This window comes from Stenotrophomonas sp. RIT309 (assembly GCF_000632045.1).
In the GTDB taxonomy this organism is placed as follows: Bacteria; Pseudomonadota; Gammaproteobacteria; order Xanthomonadales; family Xanthomonadaceae; genus Stenotrophomonas; species Stenotrophomonas indicatrix.
In genome coordinates this window covers 224,430-241,591 of the sequence record NZ_JFYS01000012.1, presented here as the reverse complement: position 1 = coordinate 241,591, position 17,162 = coordinate 224,430, and the positions used below count along the sequence as shown (strand labels likewise).

General features: G+C 64.6%; 5 protein-coding genes. All 5 read right to left on the bottom strand.

The window, feature by feature from the left end; genetic code table 11:
- Nucleotides 1–150 precede the first annotated feature (150 nt).
- The 5 genes from BW38_RS12060 to BW38_RS0120620 all read right to left on the bottom strand — a co-directional run bounded on the left by BW38_RS12060 (nucleotide 151) and on the right by BW38_RS0120620 (nucleotide 17,149).
- The gene (locus tag BW38_RS12060) at nucleotides 151–519 is read right to left on the bottom strand and encodes a glycine zipper 2TM domain-containing protein (protein WP_025873797.1); all 369 of its coding nucleotides are present in this window, start codon (nucleotides 517–519) and stop codon (nucleotides 151–153) included.
- 154 nt (nucleotides 520–673) lie between these two features.
- Nucleotides 674–2,896: a methyl-accepting chemotaxis protein gene (locus BW38_RS12065; RefSeq protein WP_032976011.1), complete on the bottom strand. Its 2,223-nt coding sequence runs from the start codon at nucleotides 2,894–2,896 to the stop codon at nucleotides 674–676.
- 142 nt (nucleotides 2,897–3,038) lie between these two features.
- Nucleotides 3,039–3,911, bottom strand: a complete 873-nt coding sequence (locus tag BW38_RS12070) for a DUF2628 domain-containing protein (protein WP_235189926.1) — start codon at nucleotides 3,909–3,911, stop codon at nucleotides 3,039–3,041.
- A gap of 140 nt (nucleotides 3,912–4,051) precedes the next feature.
- Nucleotides 4,052–4,480 carry a hypothetical protein gene (locus BW38_RS12075; RefSeq protein WP_051584975.1) on the bottom strand — a complete coding sequence of 143 codons (429 nt, stop codon included), beginning with the start codon at nucleotides 4,478–4,480 and terminating at the stop codon, nucleotides 4,052–4,054.
- A gap of 3 nt (nucleotides 4,481–4,483) precedes the next feature.
- Nucleotides 4,484–17,149, bottom strand: coding sequence for a hemagglutinin repeat-containing protein (locus BW38_RS0120620; RefSeq protein WP_235189925.1), 12,666 nt, complete (start codon nucleotides 17,147–17,149; stop codon nucleotides 4,484–4,486).
- Between the last annotated feature and the right edge of the window lie 13 nt (nucleotides 17,150–17,162).

The window sequence follows — 17,162 nt, the reverse complement described above, 5'->3', positions numbered from 1 at the left end:
CTCGACTTGTTCACTGGCGATTCATCCCTGGAGGTCGGCGCAGTATAGGCATGCGCCCTGCCCCACGGAACGGGTCCGGAAACGGAGAACGCCGGCACAGGGCCGGCGTTCGGGGTACAGCAGTGTGGAAGGGGTTATCGCATGGAGGCATCAGCGATAGACGCGCTCACAACGGCGCTCGACCACGCGATCGCCGGTCTTCTGCTGATGGTTGCCCTGGATCTGCCGCCCAGCTGCACCGCCCGCCACGGCACCGGCGACGGTCGCCAGCTTCTTGCCGTTGCCGCCGCCTACCTGGTTGCCCAACAGGCCGCCGACCACGGCGCCCGTAGCGGTACCGGTGATGCGGTTGGGATCGCGGGTATTGCGCTGTACTTCCACGTTCTTGCAGACCACGCGGCTGCCATCGTTGAACTTGCGCCCTTCATCACGCGGGCCGTAATTCTGTGCGCCAGCAACGGACGAGGCCGCCAGCAGGGTGCCCAGCACCATCAATCGGGTCGAGGTCTTCATGGCCATCTCCTGTGCTCCGGTATGGCGCAAGTGTCTGCCTGCACGTGGCAACTGCAGGTGAAATCCACGTCTCCGGAGGCTGAGCGGCCATCATCGGTTCAGGAAACAAAAATGCGCCCATCGCGACCAGCCTCGCGATGGGCGCCGTCTCCCACCCGGCTTAGAACTCTTCCCACCCACCCGTGTTGGCAGCGAGCGACGGGGCATTCCGCAGCGGCACCCCGGTCACGCGACGCACCGGCGGCACGCTTGCAGCGACCGCTGCCAACATCGGACGGACCGCTGCCGCCGCCACCGAAGCGCCGGTGCGGAACACCGACACCGCTTCGGCCAGCAGGTTTGCCTGTTCTTCCATCGACCGCGCAGCAGCGCTGGCCTCTTCCACCAGCGCGGCGTTCTGCTGGGTGGTCTCGTCCATCTGCATCACGGTCTGGTTGACCTGCTCGATGCCCGAGCTCTGCTCCTGCGAGGCTGCAGAGATCTCCGCCATGATGTCGGTCACCCGCTGCACCGAGGCGACAATCTCGCCCATCGTCGTGCCGGCCTGACGCACCAGCGCCGAGCCGTCGGACACCTTGCCCACCGACTCCTCGATCAGGCCCTTGATCTCCTTGGCCGCACCCGCCGAGCGCTGTGCCAAGGTGCGCACCTCGCTGGCCACCACCGCAAAGCCCCTGCCCTGCTCACCCGCACGCGCGGCCTCCACGGCGGCGTTGAGCGCCAGGATGTTGGTCTGGAAAGCGATGCCATCGATCACGCTGATGATCTCGGCGATCTTCTTCGACGACGCTTCGATGGCGCTCATGGTGGTCACCACCTGGCCGACCACCTCGCCGCCCTGCGAAGCCACCCCATGTGCACCGATCGCCAGCTGGTTGGCCTGGCGCGCGTGTTCGGCGTTCTGCTTCACCGTGGAGGTCAGCTCCTCCATCGACGCTGCCGTTTCTTCCAGGTTGGCCGCCTGCTGCTCGGTACGCCGCGACAGATCGGTATTGCCGGAGGCAATCTCCCCCGCTGCCAGATTGATGCTGGATGCACTGGCCTGGATACGGCCGACGATCTGGGTCAGCTGCTCGACGGTCGCGTTGCAGTCGTCGCGCATGCGGGCGAACACACCGTGGAAATCGCCCTGCATGCGTACTGTCAGATCGCCGCGCGAGATCGCCTGCAGCAGGCTCGACACCTGCACCAGGTTCTCGTCCGTGGTTTGCATCAACCGGTTCAGCCCGGTCACCATGTCGCCGAAATCATGCTCGAAGCGTGTTTCGTCGCCACGCAGGCTGAAGTCGCCTGCGGCCGCGGCTGTGGCCAGCCGGCGGATCTCGCCGTTGATGGCCGACAGACTCGATTTGGTCTCGTCCATGGCCTGGGTGATCGCCGCCTTCTCGCCCGGCAGGCGATCCATGTCCACCGACAGGTCGCCGCGCGCGTAGTGCTTCATCACCTCGATCAGGCGGTTCTGCACGTGCACGTGCGAGCCCACCAGCGCGTTGGTGTCATGCACCATGCGCCCGTAGTCGCCGGGGAAGGCGCTCTCGTCCATGCGATAACCCAGGCTGCCATCATCGTGCTGCCGCGCCATCTCGCCCTGCGCGGCCATCACCGCCTGCAGCTGCCCCTGCATGCGCTGCATGGACTTCAGCAACTGGGTCACCTCGTCGTTGCCCGAGGCATCGATGACGTTGTCCAAGCGACCGTTGGCGATGCCATCGGCCAGCTTCACCGCGCCCGCCAAGGGGCGGGTCAGGCTGCGGGTGATCGCCCACGCGGCCAGTGCGCCGAGAATCAGGCTGAGCACACCGAAGGCGATGGACAGGGTTCCCGTCCACGCTTCCGTGGCGCGGTATTCCTCACGGCTGCGTTCGGTCAGGGTTTCCTGGTGCCGCAGCAGGCTGGAGATCGCTCCATTCCAGGCCGTGGCCAGACCGTGCTCGGCCAGCAGCTCGGTGGCTGCACCGTCGTAGTCGCCCGCCTTCATCCGCTCATGCAATTGTTGAGTGGAGACGTCGGTGGCCTTGCGTGCCGCCGCGATCTGCGCCACCAGCGTATCGCCGGTGGGATCGCGGGGAATCTTGACGTACTTGTCCCAGATTCCATCGTAGGTGCGGCTCAGTTCCTGCGCCCGCTGGTAATCCTTGTCGAACTCCTCGCCGCGCTTGATCACCATCAGGCGGCGATGCATCAGCACCGCGTTGTTGGTATCGAGCATGTCGTTCAACAACCGCATCTTGACCATGTTCACGCCCACCACTTTCTCGAACTGGGCGGACTTCAAATGGTTTCCGTACAACACCAGGCCGACAATGGCCAGGATGAACAGCAACAGCAGACCGAAGCCGGCAGAAAGCCGGGATCCCACACGGAGGTTGCGTAAGGCGAGCATCTCAATTCCCTTGATCGTGGCCCTATATCGGTGGCGGCACGACTGCGGGAAACTTTAAGATCAGTTATTGAAACAACGCCGCGTTAACATAAACGCGTTCAAGCAGAATCTCACCGTGAGGAAATCAGGCCCGTGGCGGGAATCAGCCACGCAAGCCGATGACGGTATGGCGGGTGAAGAACCGCATTTTCCCCTCGACCGTGAAATCGGTACGCCTGATTTCGACGAGCAGTTGCTCGCGCTGTGCTTCGTCCAACGTGCAAGGCTCCAGAACATTGGCATCCAGCACGGTACCCGGTGGCGTCAGACGTAGCTCGACAATGCAGACATTGTTGTCCATTGGAACACCCGCCGGCCACGCCGTCATCGCGATCGCACGCAGCTCCTCCTGGTACACCTCCCTCTCCGCATATTCGAGATCCGGGTCCGGCCGGTTCGCCGGCAGGTGCAGTGAAGACTGCCTGGGCGCTGCCTTCGGCATCGAACGAACTGCCAGATTGATCAGGGTGTTCTGTGAGGCCGTTACCGCCAAGGCGATCACCAGAGCGGTGTAGCTGACACCACCGGCCTTCTGCAGTTCGGCACGCCGCCGATGCGCGCCTCCATGCCCGGCAAGCACCTTGCGGGCAATCCTCCGGCAATGAGACAGGTACAGGGAATTCGCCAGAATTCCGGCAAGCACGCGGCAGACCACGAAGACGACTACCGCGAACCATGGCAGACCCATCTGAGTGAACGTGGTCATCGCCAAAGGCGGAACGATGAACCAGATCGTGCCCCATACAGGCATGCGTCGGAAGAAGAACCACAATGATGAAAACAGGAACGCCGGCCAATGCCACCGTCTCGGCGCCCTGCCGGCTGCGTCGTCCAGCCTCCAGAAATGGCAATAGGTGGAGAACCGGTCCCCAACCACAATCGCCAGCGCACTCTTTTCACTTGACTCGTCAGCGGCCGAGTCTGCGTCTCGCTCCGCGCCACCCTCTGCACTACCGAAAGTGGGCTCGATCTTCATCTGCACTGATTCTTCATCCAAAAAAAACACACTGACAGTCATTCGAAGGATTGACTGTTCTAGCCGGGTAACCCGGTAGCCGATCAATTGCCCGGTCCGGCATCGCCTGCCCCTTTCACACTCTTCCACAAAAGCCACATTCAGCGCATCAAATGAAGCAGAACATCGTCCGAACCGATGGCGATCCTTGGAATATGATTTCGAACACGCTCGGGAAGGTCGTCATCGCGAAGCGCAAGCTCCGGCTTGGCGATAAGGCGATAACCATCCCCGCTTACGTCATGACTAAAAATCCCGCGACTTGCCATTTCAAGGAAAGAGCGAAGATAAGCCTCGCGCTGAGCGAGGCCGCTGAAATCAGGCAAGCTCTCTTCAACCACGATGACGCCCGAGCAAATAGGAAGCGAGTAAATATAGTCACACACCAATTGCCAGCCCTCGATGGACGACGCAACCTGGCGCGGCACGAAACCACGCCCTCCCGTAGCAAAATGACAAACATATCCATCAGCACCAACTGCAAACCAATCTATGTCATTGACCTCAAGAAATTCCTCATCCATCTCCATATATTACTCACCTCCAAATATATTCTTGCAATTATCACATCTAGGAACAGGAAGACCACTTCTTGGCCGAACAGCAGCAGTGAATTTGATATCCTCAAGCTTCAGGCGTGGATTTGCCAGCATCAGTTCGTTTGCAGCTCTGAATTCTGCGCAACGACCAATAGTATTCCCACATGCCGTCTTGACACCAAGGCCTCCGAGCGAATCGGCGTACGCCTTCAGTTCCGGTGCGATCACGGCAGGAACAGGGCCACTCGACATAGTCACAATTCTACCAGTTGTAGGATCAACGGCACCGATCGCGGTTGCTGGCGGGTTCCTCCCAATACCTGCGATGTACTTTATGAGCTGCTGTTCCGCATCGGCGATAAGTCTTACCTCCGAAGCAGCCGTCATGGTCCTCTTGGCGAGGAATGCCCCCGGCCCGACCAAGGAAGTTCCGATGTCAAACGTGAACTTTCCACCAATGTCAGCCGCTTGATCTACGTCTTCAAAATTCCACGAGTTCCTACCACCAGTCAGGTAGTACGCAAGGCCTGCCGTCTTCTCCATGTACTCATTGATGCCCTGACTGATCGCGTTGTTGCGTTTTTCGGAGAAGGCTTGCAAGCCAAGCTTGTCCATCTCCTTGTAATCCGAGAAAAAGCCCAGCAGAACACTGATCTGGTTCATGCTTGCCGCACCAGCTACAAGGTCCTTCCCCCCGGTCCAGAGCCCGTTTACGAACGCAGCACCAGCGACCGCTCGATTCGTCGACAACAGCCAGTCGGCTTCCGCACCGTAGCCTGCACCACGCAATAGATCGACAGTGTTCGAACCGCACTCACCAACCAGCGAACAGTACACCTTCCTTTGCAGATCTTCGGTGGAAGAGTGAATTGCCAACGTGTCAAGGTTGACCCCAGAACCGGCATTCTTGCTCGCAGCGATGAGCTTATCGGCGTTTTCCGCCATCCAGGCGTCATACTCCCCCTTATATATAGGAGAGTTATGCGATTCCAATGCAATCTTCGCCAGTGATCGCTGCTCACTGCACGCGATAGACCCTGGCACTTGGCATGCCATCATCAGCTTGTAATCGCGCTCAGCGGAGAGCCGCTCGAAGTTCTCCTTGATATCGCAGTCTTTACCTGCATCAGAACAGATAACAGTCGCCTGAAGGTACTCCATCCGCTCGTCGTGATTCAGGTAGTTGTTCTCAACGGAGTTTTTCGCGATACCCATGCCCAATGTCGCGCCAGAAATTCCTGCACCGGAAAGTCCTCCCGCCATTGCGCCGACCGCTTGTCCGAGCACCCTTACTTGCTCCGCCTGCTCGGGAGTCAACTGCCCGCCATTCTGTTTGGCGTAGTAGTCGCCAAGGAACTTCGCTGCCAGCTCACCCCCACCCGCCGCCAGCGCCCCACTCCCCGCCGAGCCACCATTGGCCTCCGCCAACAATGCTCCCAGCAGTGCGTGCGACAGCATCTGCATGGCCTCACTGGGGACCGCGCTCTGCTTGTTCGGATCGAACGTCTTGCCGATCAGTTCCGCCGCATACGGCGCTAACGCATTGGAGCCCAGCTGGCCCAAGCCCTGCCCGGCCACGCCACCGACCAATGCGGTGGTGACCGCACCCAGCGCGCGGCCATAGACGCCATCGGGGGCCCACTTCTGCTGGGTCACCAGCGCTTCGGGATAGGCGGGATCGAACGCCACCAGACGATTGAACTGCTCGTCCCAAGGAAGGTCATCAAATACCCGTCTTTCTTCGACGCTCAGCCCTTCCCGATACTTGTCGGTGATCTTGTTCGCTCCAGCACTGCCAATGTCGTTGGCGATCTGCTGGCTTGTGGAAAGCACCGTCCCCGCCGCAGCCGCCATCGCCTGCTGGTCCGCCAGCAGCTTGGTGGCATCCGGCATCGCCTCCAGCGCACGATGCGCTGCACTGGCATCGGTATTGATACCCAGCTCCGCCGCCGTGGTCTGCTTGCCACCGATGGTGATGTTGCCTTCGGTCAGCGTCGCAAGCGTTGAACTGCTGTCGCTGCCGTTCTCCGTCATCGACATGCCTGGGCCACCGCGGGGGGCGGTAGTGCCCGCCTTCGGGTCCCAACCCTTCATCTGCCCGCCCGCACCACCGCTGATGCTGCCGGAGCTGGCCGAGTAGTCCATCTGGTTCTGCAGGTCGCTGAAGGTCAGCGTCTGTGCGGTCAGTTCACTGTTGGCCGCGTTGGTACTGGAAATCGCGCCGCCAATCAGGTTCACGTGTCCAGCATCCACGTGATAGCCACCGTTGCCGGCAAACAAGCCACTCTGCTGGCCCACGCCCTGGTAGCTGCCCTCGGCCTTGCCTGCGCTGGCATAGCCATCGGCATTCCACGCATTACCGAAGGCCACCTGCACGCGCCCACCCACTTGGCTGTTCTTGGACATGCTCTCGGCAATGTCGTGCAGCGATTCGATCGTCAGCGTGCCGCCGGTCTTGACGTCGATGCGATCGGCCGTGGCAGTCGCGCCACGCAAGGTGGTATCACCCTCGGCCTTCAGCGAGATGTTCTGGCCGGTCAGCGTGGTGTTCTGCCAGGTATTGCTGTCCGAGTTCGCCTTGCTGCTGCCCACGCTGGCTTCGGCATACACATACACGCCTGTCTGCGCGCCCACGACAACGCCAACGCCCACTTCGGCGCCGGCATTGCTGCTCTTGCTGCGGTCTGCCACGTGTGCCTTGCCCGCTTCCAGCAGGATGTCGCCGGCCGAATCCAGGCTGAGCGTGTTGCCCGCGCTCAGGTTGCCCTGCACCACGTGGATGTCGCCCGTGGTGCTGGTCAGGTTGACGTTGCCGCCGCCCTGGATGGTCGAGCCGCGCGAGACCGTGCTGCTGCCATCGGCGCTGCTGTTGGCCGTCTTGAAGCCGATGCCGGCTTCAGCACTGAACAGGTCGCCGCTGCCGGCACGGCCGGACAGCGCCGAGATCGCACTGGCCGCTTGATACGCGTTGGCGCCGGCGGCCATGCCCTGCATCTTCTGCAGGCGGTCATCGGACTGACGGGCCGCGTCCACGTTGTTGATCAGGTCGATCAGCGGCGACTTCACCCGTGCGAACACGCCGATCTTCAGGTCCTTGTCGCTCTGCGAGTAATGACCGCTTTCATCGGCGGTCAGCAGCTCGATCTCGGCGGCAGTGATGTTCACGTCCTTGGCGGCCACCACGTTGCTGGCCGTCTGCGTGTACTTGCCGCCAGCCGTCAGGTTCACGTTGCCGCCCAGGCTGCCGATGCTGCTGGCCACCTGTGACACCTGCGCGCTGTCGTCCTGGTGCTGCTCGCGGTGCCAGCCGGAGAACTTTTCGGTATCGGAAATCTGCACCGAGCCGATCGCCTTGCTGTCCGACGTATTGGCATTGCTGACCGTGTCCTGCCCGCTGCGCACCAGCAGATCACCGGCCGCACGGATGTTCACGTCCTTCTCGGCGGCGATGTTGGCCGCGGTCAGGCTGATGTTGCCTTCGGTGGTGGCCATGCGAACGCCACCTCCCACCGACAACTGAGTGCCGGTGATGGTGTCGCTGCTGCCGCTGCCGTCGCTCTGCGAGTTGTTGGTGCCAAACGGCAGGCCACTGGTGTTGTTGGCCAGGCCCCAGCCCTTGCCCCGGCTGCTGCTGTCGCTGCGCTCGGTGTTGTGGGCAACGTCGAACACGATGTCCTTGGTGGCCAGCAGCACGGCATTGCCCTCGGCCGACATCTGCGTGCCCTGGCTGAGGATCGAGCCTCCGTTGGCAATCAGCGTAAGATCGCCACCGGCAGCCAGCTGGCTGACACGCGCGTCACTGGTCGAATGGCTCTGCTCGCTGTTGGACCGCTGGCTGCCGGCGGTCACCACGGTCGACGTGGTGGCTGCACGCAGGCCGGAGGCCGCACCTTCAGCGGTGCGGGTGATCCGCCCCATCGCCGAGCCACTGTCGCCCATGCCGTCGGTGGTCGAGTCGCGGGCGCTGCGGTAGGCCTTGGTCGGGTCGTAGGTCACGCCCACCGAGAAGCCGCTGGACTTGCTCGCCTGGCTGGATTGGCTGTCCGTGATGTCCTGCCGCGCCAGCAGCGCGATGTCCTTGCCCACCAGCGTCAGGTTCTCGCCAGCGGCGACGTCCGAAGCGGCAATGGTCAGCTGGTTGCCGGCATTGATCAGCACATTACCTTCGCGTGAGGCGATGGCCGAGCCGACCTGGGTGGTGGACTGCTCGGCGCTGGTGCTGCTGTTCTTCGCGCTGCTGTAGCCCACCGACGCCACGCCGTTGCCAAAGCCTCCGGTAATACCGGATTTCTTTTTGCTCTCGCTGGACTCACTGCTGTGATGGTCCTCTGCGGCGGTGATCAGTACATTGTTGCCCGCTCCCAGAATCACGTTGCCAGTGGCATCGACCACCGCACCGACTGCGGTCAGATCGCGACCGGCAGTGATGTTGATGCTCTCGCCCTGGATCGCCGTGCCGATGGCATAGCTGTCGCTGTTGTCGACGCTGCGCGTGGTGGTGGTGCTGGAGAGCGTCTTCTTTTTCTTCTCGTAGCTGTCCAGGCTGTAGTCGTGCGTCTCGTTGGCCGAGAGCAGATTCACGTCGCGGCCAGCGACTACGCTGACTGCGCCATCGCTGCTCTCGACCAGTGCGGCGGTCAGGTTCACGTCGCGGCCAGCGCTCAGCAGCAGATTGTCCCCTGCCTGCAGCGTGCTGCCCCGCACCGTTTCATCACTCTGACTGACCTGTCGCGAGCTGCGTTTGCCCGCCGCGCTGGAGTCGCTGCTGACACTGTCCACCAGCGCCTGGCTGTTGATGTCACCGCCGGCCTGCAATGCCAGGCCACCACCGGCCTTGATCTGCGCTGCAGCAAGGTTGATGTCCTTGCCGGCAGCGAGCACCACATCGCCGCCGCCCTGCACACTGGTGGCTGCGTGCGTAGTCTGGCTGCTGCGCACATGATTGCGCTCGTCGTAGGTGGAGTCGTTGCGCTGGCCAAGCGTCAACGCGCCCAGATCAAGGCTGCCGCCTGCCGCCAACTGGGTAAGACCATCAGCACCGGCATTGCGGATCTGCGCGGCCTGCAGGCTGATGTCACCGCCGGCCACCACCGACAACACGCCATCGCCGCTTGGGTTGGTCACATACAGTCCGGCGACACGATCAAGCTGGGTAATCTCGAACGCATGCGTTCCACCTGCGCCGAGGGTCTCCACTGTCGAGGCCACCGTGACATTGCCCGCCGCCTGCACCGACAGCGCATCGGTCGCCGTCACGGTCGCGCCGGCAATGCGGATGTCCTTGTCCGACGCCAACCCGACGTACTGTCCGGAAATGCTGCCGCCCAGGTGTTCGATGTTGCCGGCATCGATGGTCACCAGCTTGCGGCCAGCGATGTCACCGGTGTTGACCAGGCCATTGGCCAACTTGATATCGACGTTGGCGCCGGCAAGTAGCGTCCCCTGTCCATCCAGATCGCCCGGGCGCAGGCGCAGGTAGACCTGCGGCACCAGTGCGGTGGTGGTGCTGCCGTCGGCCAGCGTCACGGTCTGCTCGACGAGCCAGACGATGTCACTGGTCAGCTGCGCCATCTGCGCCTCGGTCAGCGCCACGCCGGGGCGCAGGCCCCATTCGCTGGCCACGGTAGCGCCGGCTTCCAGCAGCGCGCGGTACTGCGCCTCGTCGCTGGCGTAACCGTCCAGGAAGCGGCGTCCGGTCAACTCGCCGATCTGCTCGCGCACCAGCTTCTGTTCGTAGTAGCCGTCACCCAGCCGCTTCTGCACGGTATCGGGCGAGTAGCCCATCTGCCCAAGCAGGTGGTCCGAGCTCAGCCACGTCTTGTGGTCGGTGAAACGCGGATCGGTTTCAACCAGATAGTTGCCGCCGTTGCGGTTGACGTTGAACAGGCTGGCCGTGGGTGCACGGGTGTCCGGCGCGCCCATCGCAATGCGGTCCGGCGAGCCGCCGGCCGCCGCGACCACGCGCGCCCCGGATGCAGTGCCATTGCCGGCGATGCCCCCGACCGTGCCGCCCTGCTGCGTGCCGGCGGCATCTGCCGCCCGTGCCAGCGCGCGTTCCGCCCCCGTCCCTCCGCTGTGGCCCGGTCCCTGCGCACCGTTATGGCCAGGGCCGTCCGGCAGCGTCTTCGGCCCCTGCACGTTGAGGTTGGCCATTGCCGCGCCATCCTGCACGTTGGGTGCGTTGCGCCCTTGGTTGAGGTTGCTCAGATCGCCGACGTCGATGCTGAGCGTACCGTTGGCAGTGATCTGCCCGCCCAGTTGACCAATCTTTTCGGAGATGGGTGCTGCTTCCCACTGCGTGCGGGTGCCGTTGTAGGCAATCGATGTGTTGTTGAACGTATGCGTTCGAAACAGCTCCACGCCCTCATTGCGCACACGGCTGTCCGCGCCGTGGCCAACGATCTGCATATTGCCGCCGGCAGCGATCTGCGCGTAGAGGTTGTTCAGCTCATCTACCGAAAGGCGCATGTTGCCACCCGATCGAATGACCGCATCGGCGCCGACGCCGGACTGCAGCTGGTCCTCGTAGGCGACATGGTGCGCCAGGCGGTTCTGCTCGTTGAGGCTGGTTTCCTGGGTGTGCTGGCGCCGCCCGAAGATGGTCGCGTCTGGGTTGTTGAAGCCGGCGGGGGTGATGAACTGGATGCACGTGGTACTGCAGGTTCCGTACGCGTTGGAGAACGTCAGACGGTCGGTCTGGTAGGTGAACTTCTCCTTGGACTTGAGCACATCGAAGGGATCGCCACCTGCCACCTGGTCCGGATTGGCGGCAGTACCCTTGCTTACGTAGTAGATCGTGACCGTCCCGTTCACCGGATCCATGCGCCAGCGCTCGCCACGCACGTCATAGCCCAAGCCGCCGGAGCCGAAGAAGAAGCGCGAGGTGTTCGCAGTCAGGCGGATCACCGCCTTGCCCAGCCGGGTGCCGTCGGCGGCAATGAAGGGTTCATCCTGCAGCACGTCTTCCGGCGCGATGTAGTAGAACTCCCATGCTTTGTAGTTGCTGGTGTCGCTGACCGTTCCCGCCGTGTTCTTGCTGTTCTTCTGCCACGACGCAACCGTCATGCTCGCGGTGGTGTCGATCGTCTTTGTCGAAACGACCGACACGTTCTCACGGATGTTGTTGATCGCGCCCGCATCGATCGCCAGGTTGCCGCTCACATCAATGATCGAACCGATGTTGTCGATCCTGCCGGCCGTGCCCGCAGCAATGCGATCAGCCCCCAGCGATCCACCGATGGCCGCGTCGCCGCCGCTGTAGATCAGGCCCTTGCCGGTGTTCTGCAGTTCGCGCACGCCCAGGTCCAGGCGCTCGCGCGCGGCCACGGTGCCGACGCGGGTGGCACCGTTGGCATCCTCGGCATGGTTCTTCAGCACGCCGGCCGAGATCGCCACGTGGTCGCCATAGATGCGGCCGGTGCCAAGGTTGTCCAGCACGTCGGCTTCGAGGTGGGTCACCTTGCCGTCGATCAGGCCGCGATTGGTCAGCTGGCCGCGTGCATTGAGATGGGTGATGCCTTCGCTGGAGATCTCGCCGTTGGCCGCGTTGGTGATGTTCTGCGCGTTGAGATCGAGGTTGCCGCCACGCAGTAGGCCCTGGTTGTCCAGGTCGCCGGACAGATGCAGGGCCAGCGTGCCGTTGGCCACCCATTCGCCGCGGTTGCTCAGGCCCTGCTGCAGGGTCAGGCTCAAGTCGCGCTGGGCGTGTACCTGGCCGTCCTCGCTGAGCGCGCGCGCCACCAGGGTCTGGCTGCCATCGGCCCGCAGCAGGCCGCCACTGTTGGCGACGCTGTCGGCACTGCTGTCGAGGTTGCCGCCGGTGGTGATGACACCCCCGTTGTTCTGCAGCTGGCCGTTGACCTGCAACCGCGCGCCGCCATCGGTGACGATCTGTCCCTGGCTGTTGTCCAGCCACTGCGTTCCGAACTGCAGCTGGCCTGCCTGCAGGCCGCGGGTGCCATCGCCGCCGCGGGTGTTGCGGTTGTCCACGCTGGCTGCGGTGAGGGTCAGCAACTGGCCGGCGGCGATCGCGCCGGCAGTGTTGTCCAGGTGCCCGCTCAGGGTCAGGTCGAGATTGCGCCCGGCCTGCACGCGCCCGGCGCCGTTGGCCAGCGTCGTCGCCTGCAGCGACAGGCCCGACGCGCTGGCAAGCGTACCGCCAGCGCTGTTGTCGGCACTGGCCAGCACCAGCCGCGCATCGCCCTGTGCGTTCAGCGTGCCACCTCGGTTGTCCAGCGCACCAGCGTCCAGCTGCAGTGTGCCCGCCGCCAACAGGCCACCACTGCTGGCGGTGTCCCGGTTGTCGATGGTCTGCCCTGCGGTATCGATGCGCAGATCGGCGGCCGACTGCACCCGGCCGCCCTGGTTGAGCAGCGCGCCACTGTGCACGGTCAGCGCACCCTTCTGCGTACCCAGCGTACCTGCGCTGTTGTCTAGCCGCTGGCCGCGGGTATCGACGGTCAGCTGCCCCCCCAGCAGCGTGCCGCGTTGGTTGTCGAGGCCATTGGCCTGCAGCTGCAGCAGCTCGCCGGCCTGCATCGCGCCATCGCTGTTGTCCACGCCTGCAACCGTGGTCAGCAGCAGGTCCTTGCCTGCCACCACCGTGCCGTGCCGGTTGTCGAGGCTGGCGGCGCCCAGGGTCATCGCACCGGCGCTGGACAGCAGCCCCTGGCTGCCGTTGTCGAGGCGACCGTCGATGCCCAGCACCAGTTCGCTGCCGCCGGCATGGACAGTACCGCCGAGGTTGTCGAGGCTGGCGGCATTGATCGTGCCCGCGCCACCCAGCAGGATGCGCCCGCTCTGGTTGTCCAGTGCCTGGCCGACGGCCAGGGTGGAACGGCCGCTGCCGGCGCCCTGCAGGGTGCCCTGCGCATTGATCAGCTGCCGCGCGGAAACGTCGAGCACGCCATTGCTGGCCAGCGACCCGCCGCGATTGTCCAGCAGCCCCTGCACCCGCAGGCGCAGTGCTTCTTCGCCGGTGGCAGTGAGCGCACCGCCGGCGGTGGTCAGGCTATCGGCGTCGATATCGATGCGGCGCGCCGAGGTGGTCGCCTTCGACAGGTCAAGCGTTTTGCCCTCCAGCACCAACGTGCCATTGCTGAGCACGCTGCCACCCGCACCCAGCAGGGTCTGTGCGAGCACCTGCAACTGGCCGCTGCCGGCGTGCTGGATCTTGCCTGCGCTGTTGTCCAGCGTCTGCGCCTGCAGCGTCAGGTCACCATTGCTGGCCAGCGTACCGCCGGCATTGCCCAGCGTGGTGGCATGGATGCGGCTGGCACCCTCGCCACTTGCGATGATGCGGCCGCCGGTGTTGTCCAGCGTTCCGGCCTCGAGGTCGAAGCGGTCAGCCCCCAGCGTTGCGTCGCGATGGTCTACCTCATCCGCGCGCAGGGTCAGCGTAGCCGCAGAGACCAGCGTGCCCTTGCTGCCATCCAGGCGGGCCGTGGTGATATCCAGGCCCTGGTTGCCGGCCTGGCGGATGGCACCGGCGGTATTGTCCAGCTGTGCGGCAGTGAGGGTCAGCCGGTTGGCATTGCTGGCGATGGTGCCTTCATGGTTGTCCAGCGTACCGTCGACCTGCAACGTGCTGTCGGCTGCACCGGCAGCACTGAGCGTGCCCTTGCGGTTGAGCAGTTCACCGGCCTGCACATCCAGGGCGCCGTTGCCTGCGATCGTGCCGCCGCTGTTGTCCACGGTCTGTGCCACGCGCAACTGCAGTGCATCGCTGCCGGTGGCGCTGAGGTTGCCGCCGGCGTTGTCCAGGCGTTCGGCATTGATCGCGATGCGCTCGGCCTGGGTGGTGCTGCCGGCACCCAGCACCAGCTCGCCCCCCCCAAGCGTCAGCGCCGACTGGCTGAGAATCCGGCCCCCCGCGCCCTGCAGCGCATCGGCACGGATCTGCAGCGTGCCGCTGCCGGCGTGCTCGATTGCACCGCTGCGGTTGTCCAGCCGCGCCGCCTGCAGCAGCACGTCGCCCGTGCCGGCCAGGCGGCCGCCGTTGCTGTTGTCCAGCAGTTCGCGGGCCTGCACCTGCAACAGGCCGTTACCCGCCGCAAGCACCTTGCCGCCCTGATTGAGCAGGCTGCCGACGTGCAGCTGCAACTGGCCGTTGCCAGAGATCGTACCGGCGCTGTTGTCCAGTTCGTCGCGCACGGTCAGTGTCGCGCCCTGGCTACCGGCCGACTGCAGCGTGCCCTTCTGGTTGTCGATGCGGCCCGCATCGATGCGCAGGCCCGCGTTGCCAAGCACCTGCCCGCCTTGGTTGTCGAAGGTGCCACGTACATCCAGCGCCAACTCGGAATTCCCGAGCGACACGATCTGGCCACCGGCGTTGCGCAGGCCGTCGGCCTGGATCTGCACGCTCTGCGCCGAGGTGGTGCCGCCACTCACATCCAGCTGGCCACCGGTCAGCGACAGGTCGCCGTTGCTGAGCAGGCGGCCTTCGCTGCCACGCAGCGTATCGGCATGTACACGCAACGCGCCGTTGCCGGCCTGCTGCAGCAGGCCCTTGCTGTTGTCCAGCGTCCCCGCCGAGACGGTCAGCTCGCCATTGCCGGCCACGGTGCCACCAGCACTGTTGTCCAGCGTACCGGCGCGCAGCATGCTGCCCTGGTTGCCCAGCGACAGCAGGCTGCCGCCGCGGTTGTCCAGCGTGCCGGCGACGATCTGGAACTGCGCTGCAGTGAGCGTGCCATTGCGCACGTCCGCATTGCCCACCGTCCAGTCCAGGCGACCGAGCGTGCTCAGGCGACCGCCGGCACCGCTCCAGTCGCCCGTGGTCAGCAACAGGCCGCCGTTACCGGCATGCTCGATGCGGCCACCGGCGTTGAAGACCCGACCTGCCCCCAGCGTCAAGCGCTCGGCATTGGTCGCCAGCAGGCCGCCCTCGTTGTTGAACGCGTCTTGCACTGTCCATGCCGACTCGGCACTGCCGGCATGGCGCAGCTCGCCTGCCCGGTTGTCCAGCGACAGTGTCTGCAGCTGCAGCGCACCGGCCACACTCAGCGCGCCCTTCTGGTTGGACAGCGTGCCCAGCTGCAGCGCAGCGTCACCGTGCACCTGCAGTGTGCCGCCATCGTTGTTCAGATCGCCCGTGGCGCGCAGCGAGGCAACACCAAGGCGGCCTCCGCTGTTGTCCAGACCATTGCCCGCAACCAGCGATACACGACCGCCGTTGCTGATGCTGCCGCCGTCGTTGTCGAGCGTGCCGGCGATGTCCAGCACACCGGCGGCCAACGGAACAGCCGGCGTCACCGGCGTACCGCCGCCAGTGCCGGTACCCGGCGTACCCGGAGTACCCGTACCGGGCGTGCCGGTTCCGGGCGCACCGGTACCTGGCGTTCCGCCGCTTCCCGGCGAGGTGCCACTGGGGGTACCGCCGGAGCCGCCCGACGCCACCGCATCCAGCGCACCGATCAGGCCTTCGCTGCGATTGCTCACGCTGCCTGCGGTGAGGCTCAACGCCTGCACGCCGGTCTGCTCGATGGCACCGCCACGGTTGCGCAGAGCCTGTGCCTGCAGCTGCAGGCGCTGTGCATTGAGCTTGCCGCCGCTGTTGTCCAGCGTGCCACCGGAGGTGATCGCAGCTTCATGCGTGGCAGCGATGGTGCCGGCATTGGCCAGATCGCCGCTCGCCTGCACGCGCACGTTCTGCAGTGACTGCAGCGCGCCGGTGTTCTCCAGCCGGCCATCCACCGTGACCACGAGTTCGCCGGCCTGGGCACCGATGCTGCCGGCATTGCGCACGCCCACGCCGTGTTCATTGCCGACCAGCCAGATCTTGTTGGCGAACATGCCACCCAGCGCGCCCACATCCAGCGCAAAGGTCGGCGCTTCACCGCTGGCCGCCGCAGCGTTGACCTGGCTGTGGTCGGCACTGACTACGTTGCTGCCGAGGGTCGCCTGCAGCTGGTTGGCCCAGATGCCGGCGTTGACCTTCAGCGATCGGGTGATCAGGTCGGTGTAGTCGGCGCGGCTGGCATCAAGGCCATCGCCGTTGACCTCGATTGCCCCACCACTGACCCGATAACCTTCCAGCGAACCGCTGCCGCTGAACACCGGCGTGCCGGTGGTGAGCGTGACGCGGCTGGCATTGAGGAAACCGCCACCGTTGACCTGGATGCCGGCAGGATTGGCGATGATCACCTCGGCGCGCTGTCCGGCCACTTCCACGTAGCCATTGAGCCGGCTGGCCGGGCCGTTGACCTCGTTGAGGATGACCCGGGCGCTGCCGGTGGCCAGCCACGGATTGCCCTGCACCCAGCCACCCAGCTGCGTCTGCACCTGGCCACGCGCGTTGTTGAGGATCACGCCCTCGCGGCCGACATCGAACTGCGAGTAACGGTTGCGCGAAACACCACCGGCCGATGGCGTGGTGATGTTGACCATCGGCACACCGTTCGGCGCGCTGACCACGGTGGGCCGCTCACGGCCGGGCGCCTTGGGATCGGACACGATGTGGCCGACCGATTGCGCTGCAGCCACGGGCGCCAGGCTGACCCATCCCAACGCGCACATCAGCGCGAAGCCGAGCGGCGACACGGCTGCCGTCTGCCGGCCGGCGACCTGGCCGACCAGGCCGCCACCGCCTTTCACCAGTTCCGAAGCGACCTGCCACACGCGCAGCGCGCGGTTGAAAACCAGGCGATAGATGCTGTTCATTTCACGAATCCTT

What these genes read in the sequence shown, in the direction of transcription:
- BW38_RS12060 (WP_025873797.1), bottom strand. Translation starts at nt 519, where the DNA reads ATGGCCATGAAGACCTCGACCCGATTGATGGTGCTGGGCACCCTGCTG.
- BW38_RS12065 (WP_032976011.1), bottom strand. Translation starts at nt 2,896, where the DNA reads ATGCTCGCCTTACGCAACCTCCGTGTGGGATCCCGGCTTTCTGCCGGC.
- BW38_RS12070 (WP_235189926.1), bottom strand. Translation starts at nt 3,911, where the DNA reads ATGAAGATCGAGCCCACTTTCGGTAGTGCAGAGGGTGGCGCGGAGCGA.
- BW38_RS12075 (WP_051584975.1), bottom strand. Translation starts at nt 4,480, where the DNA reads ATGGAGATGGATGAGGAATTTCTTGAGGTCAATGACATAGATTGGTTT.
- BW38_RS0120620 (WP_235189925.1), bottom strand. Translation starts at nt 17,149, where the DNA reads ATGAACAGCATCTATCGCCTGGTTTTCAACCGCGCGCTGCGCGTGTGG.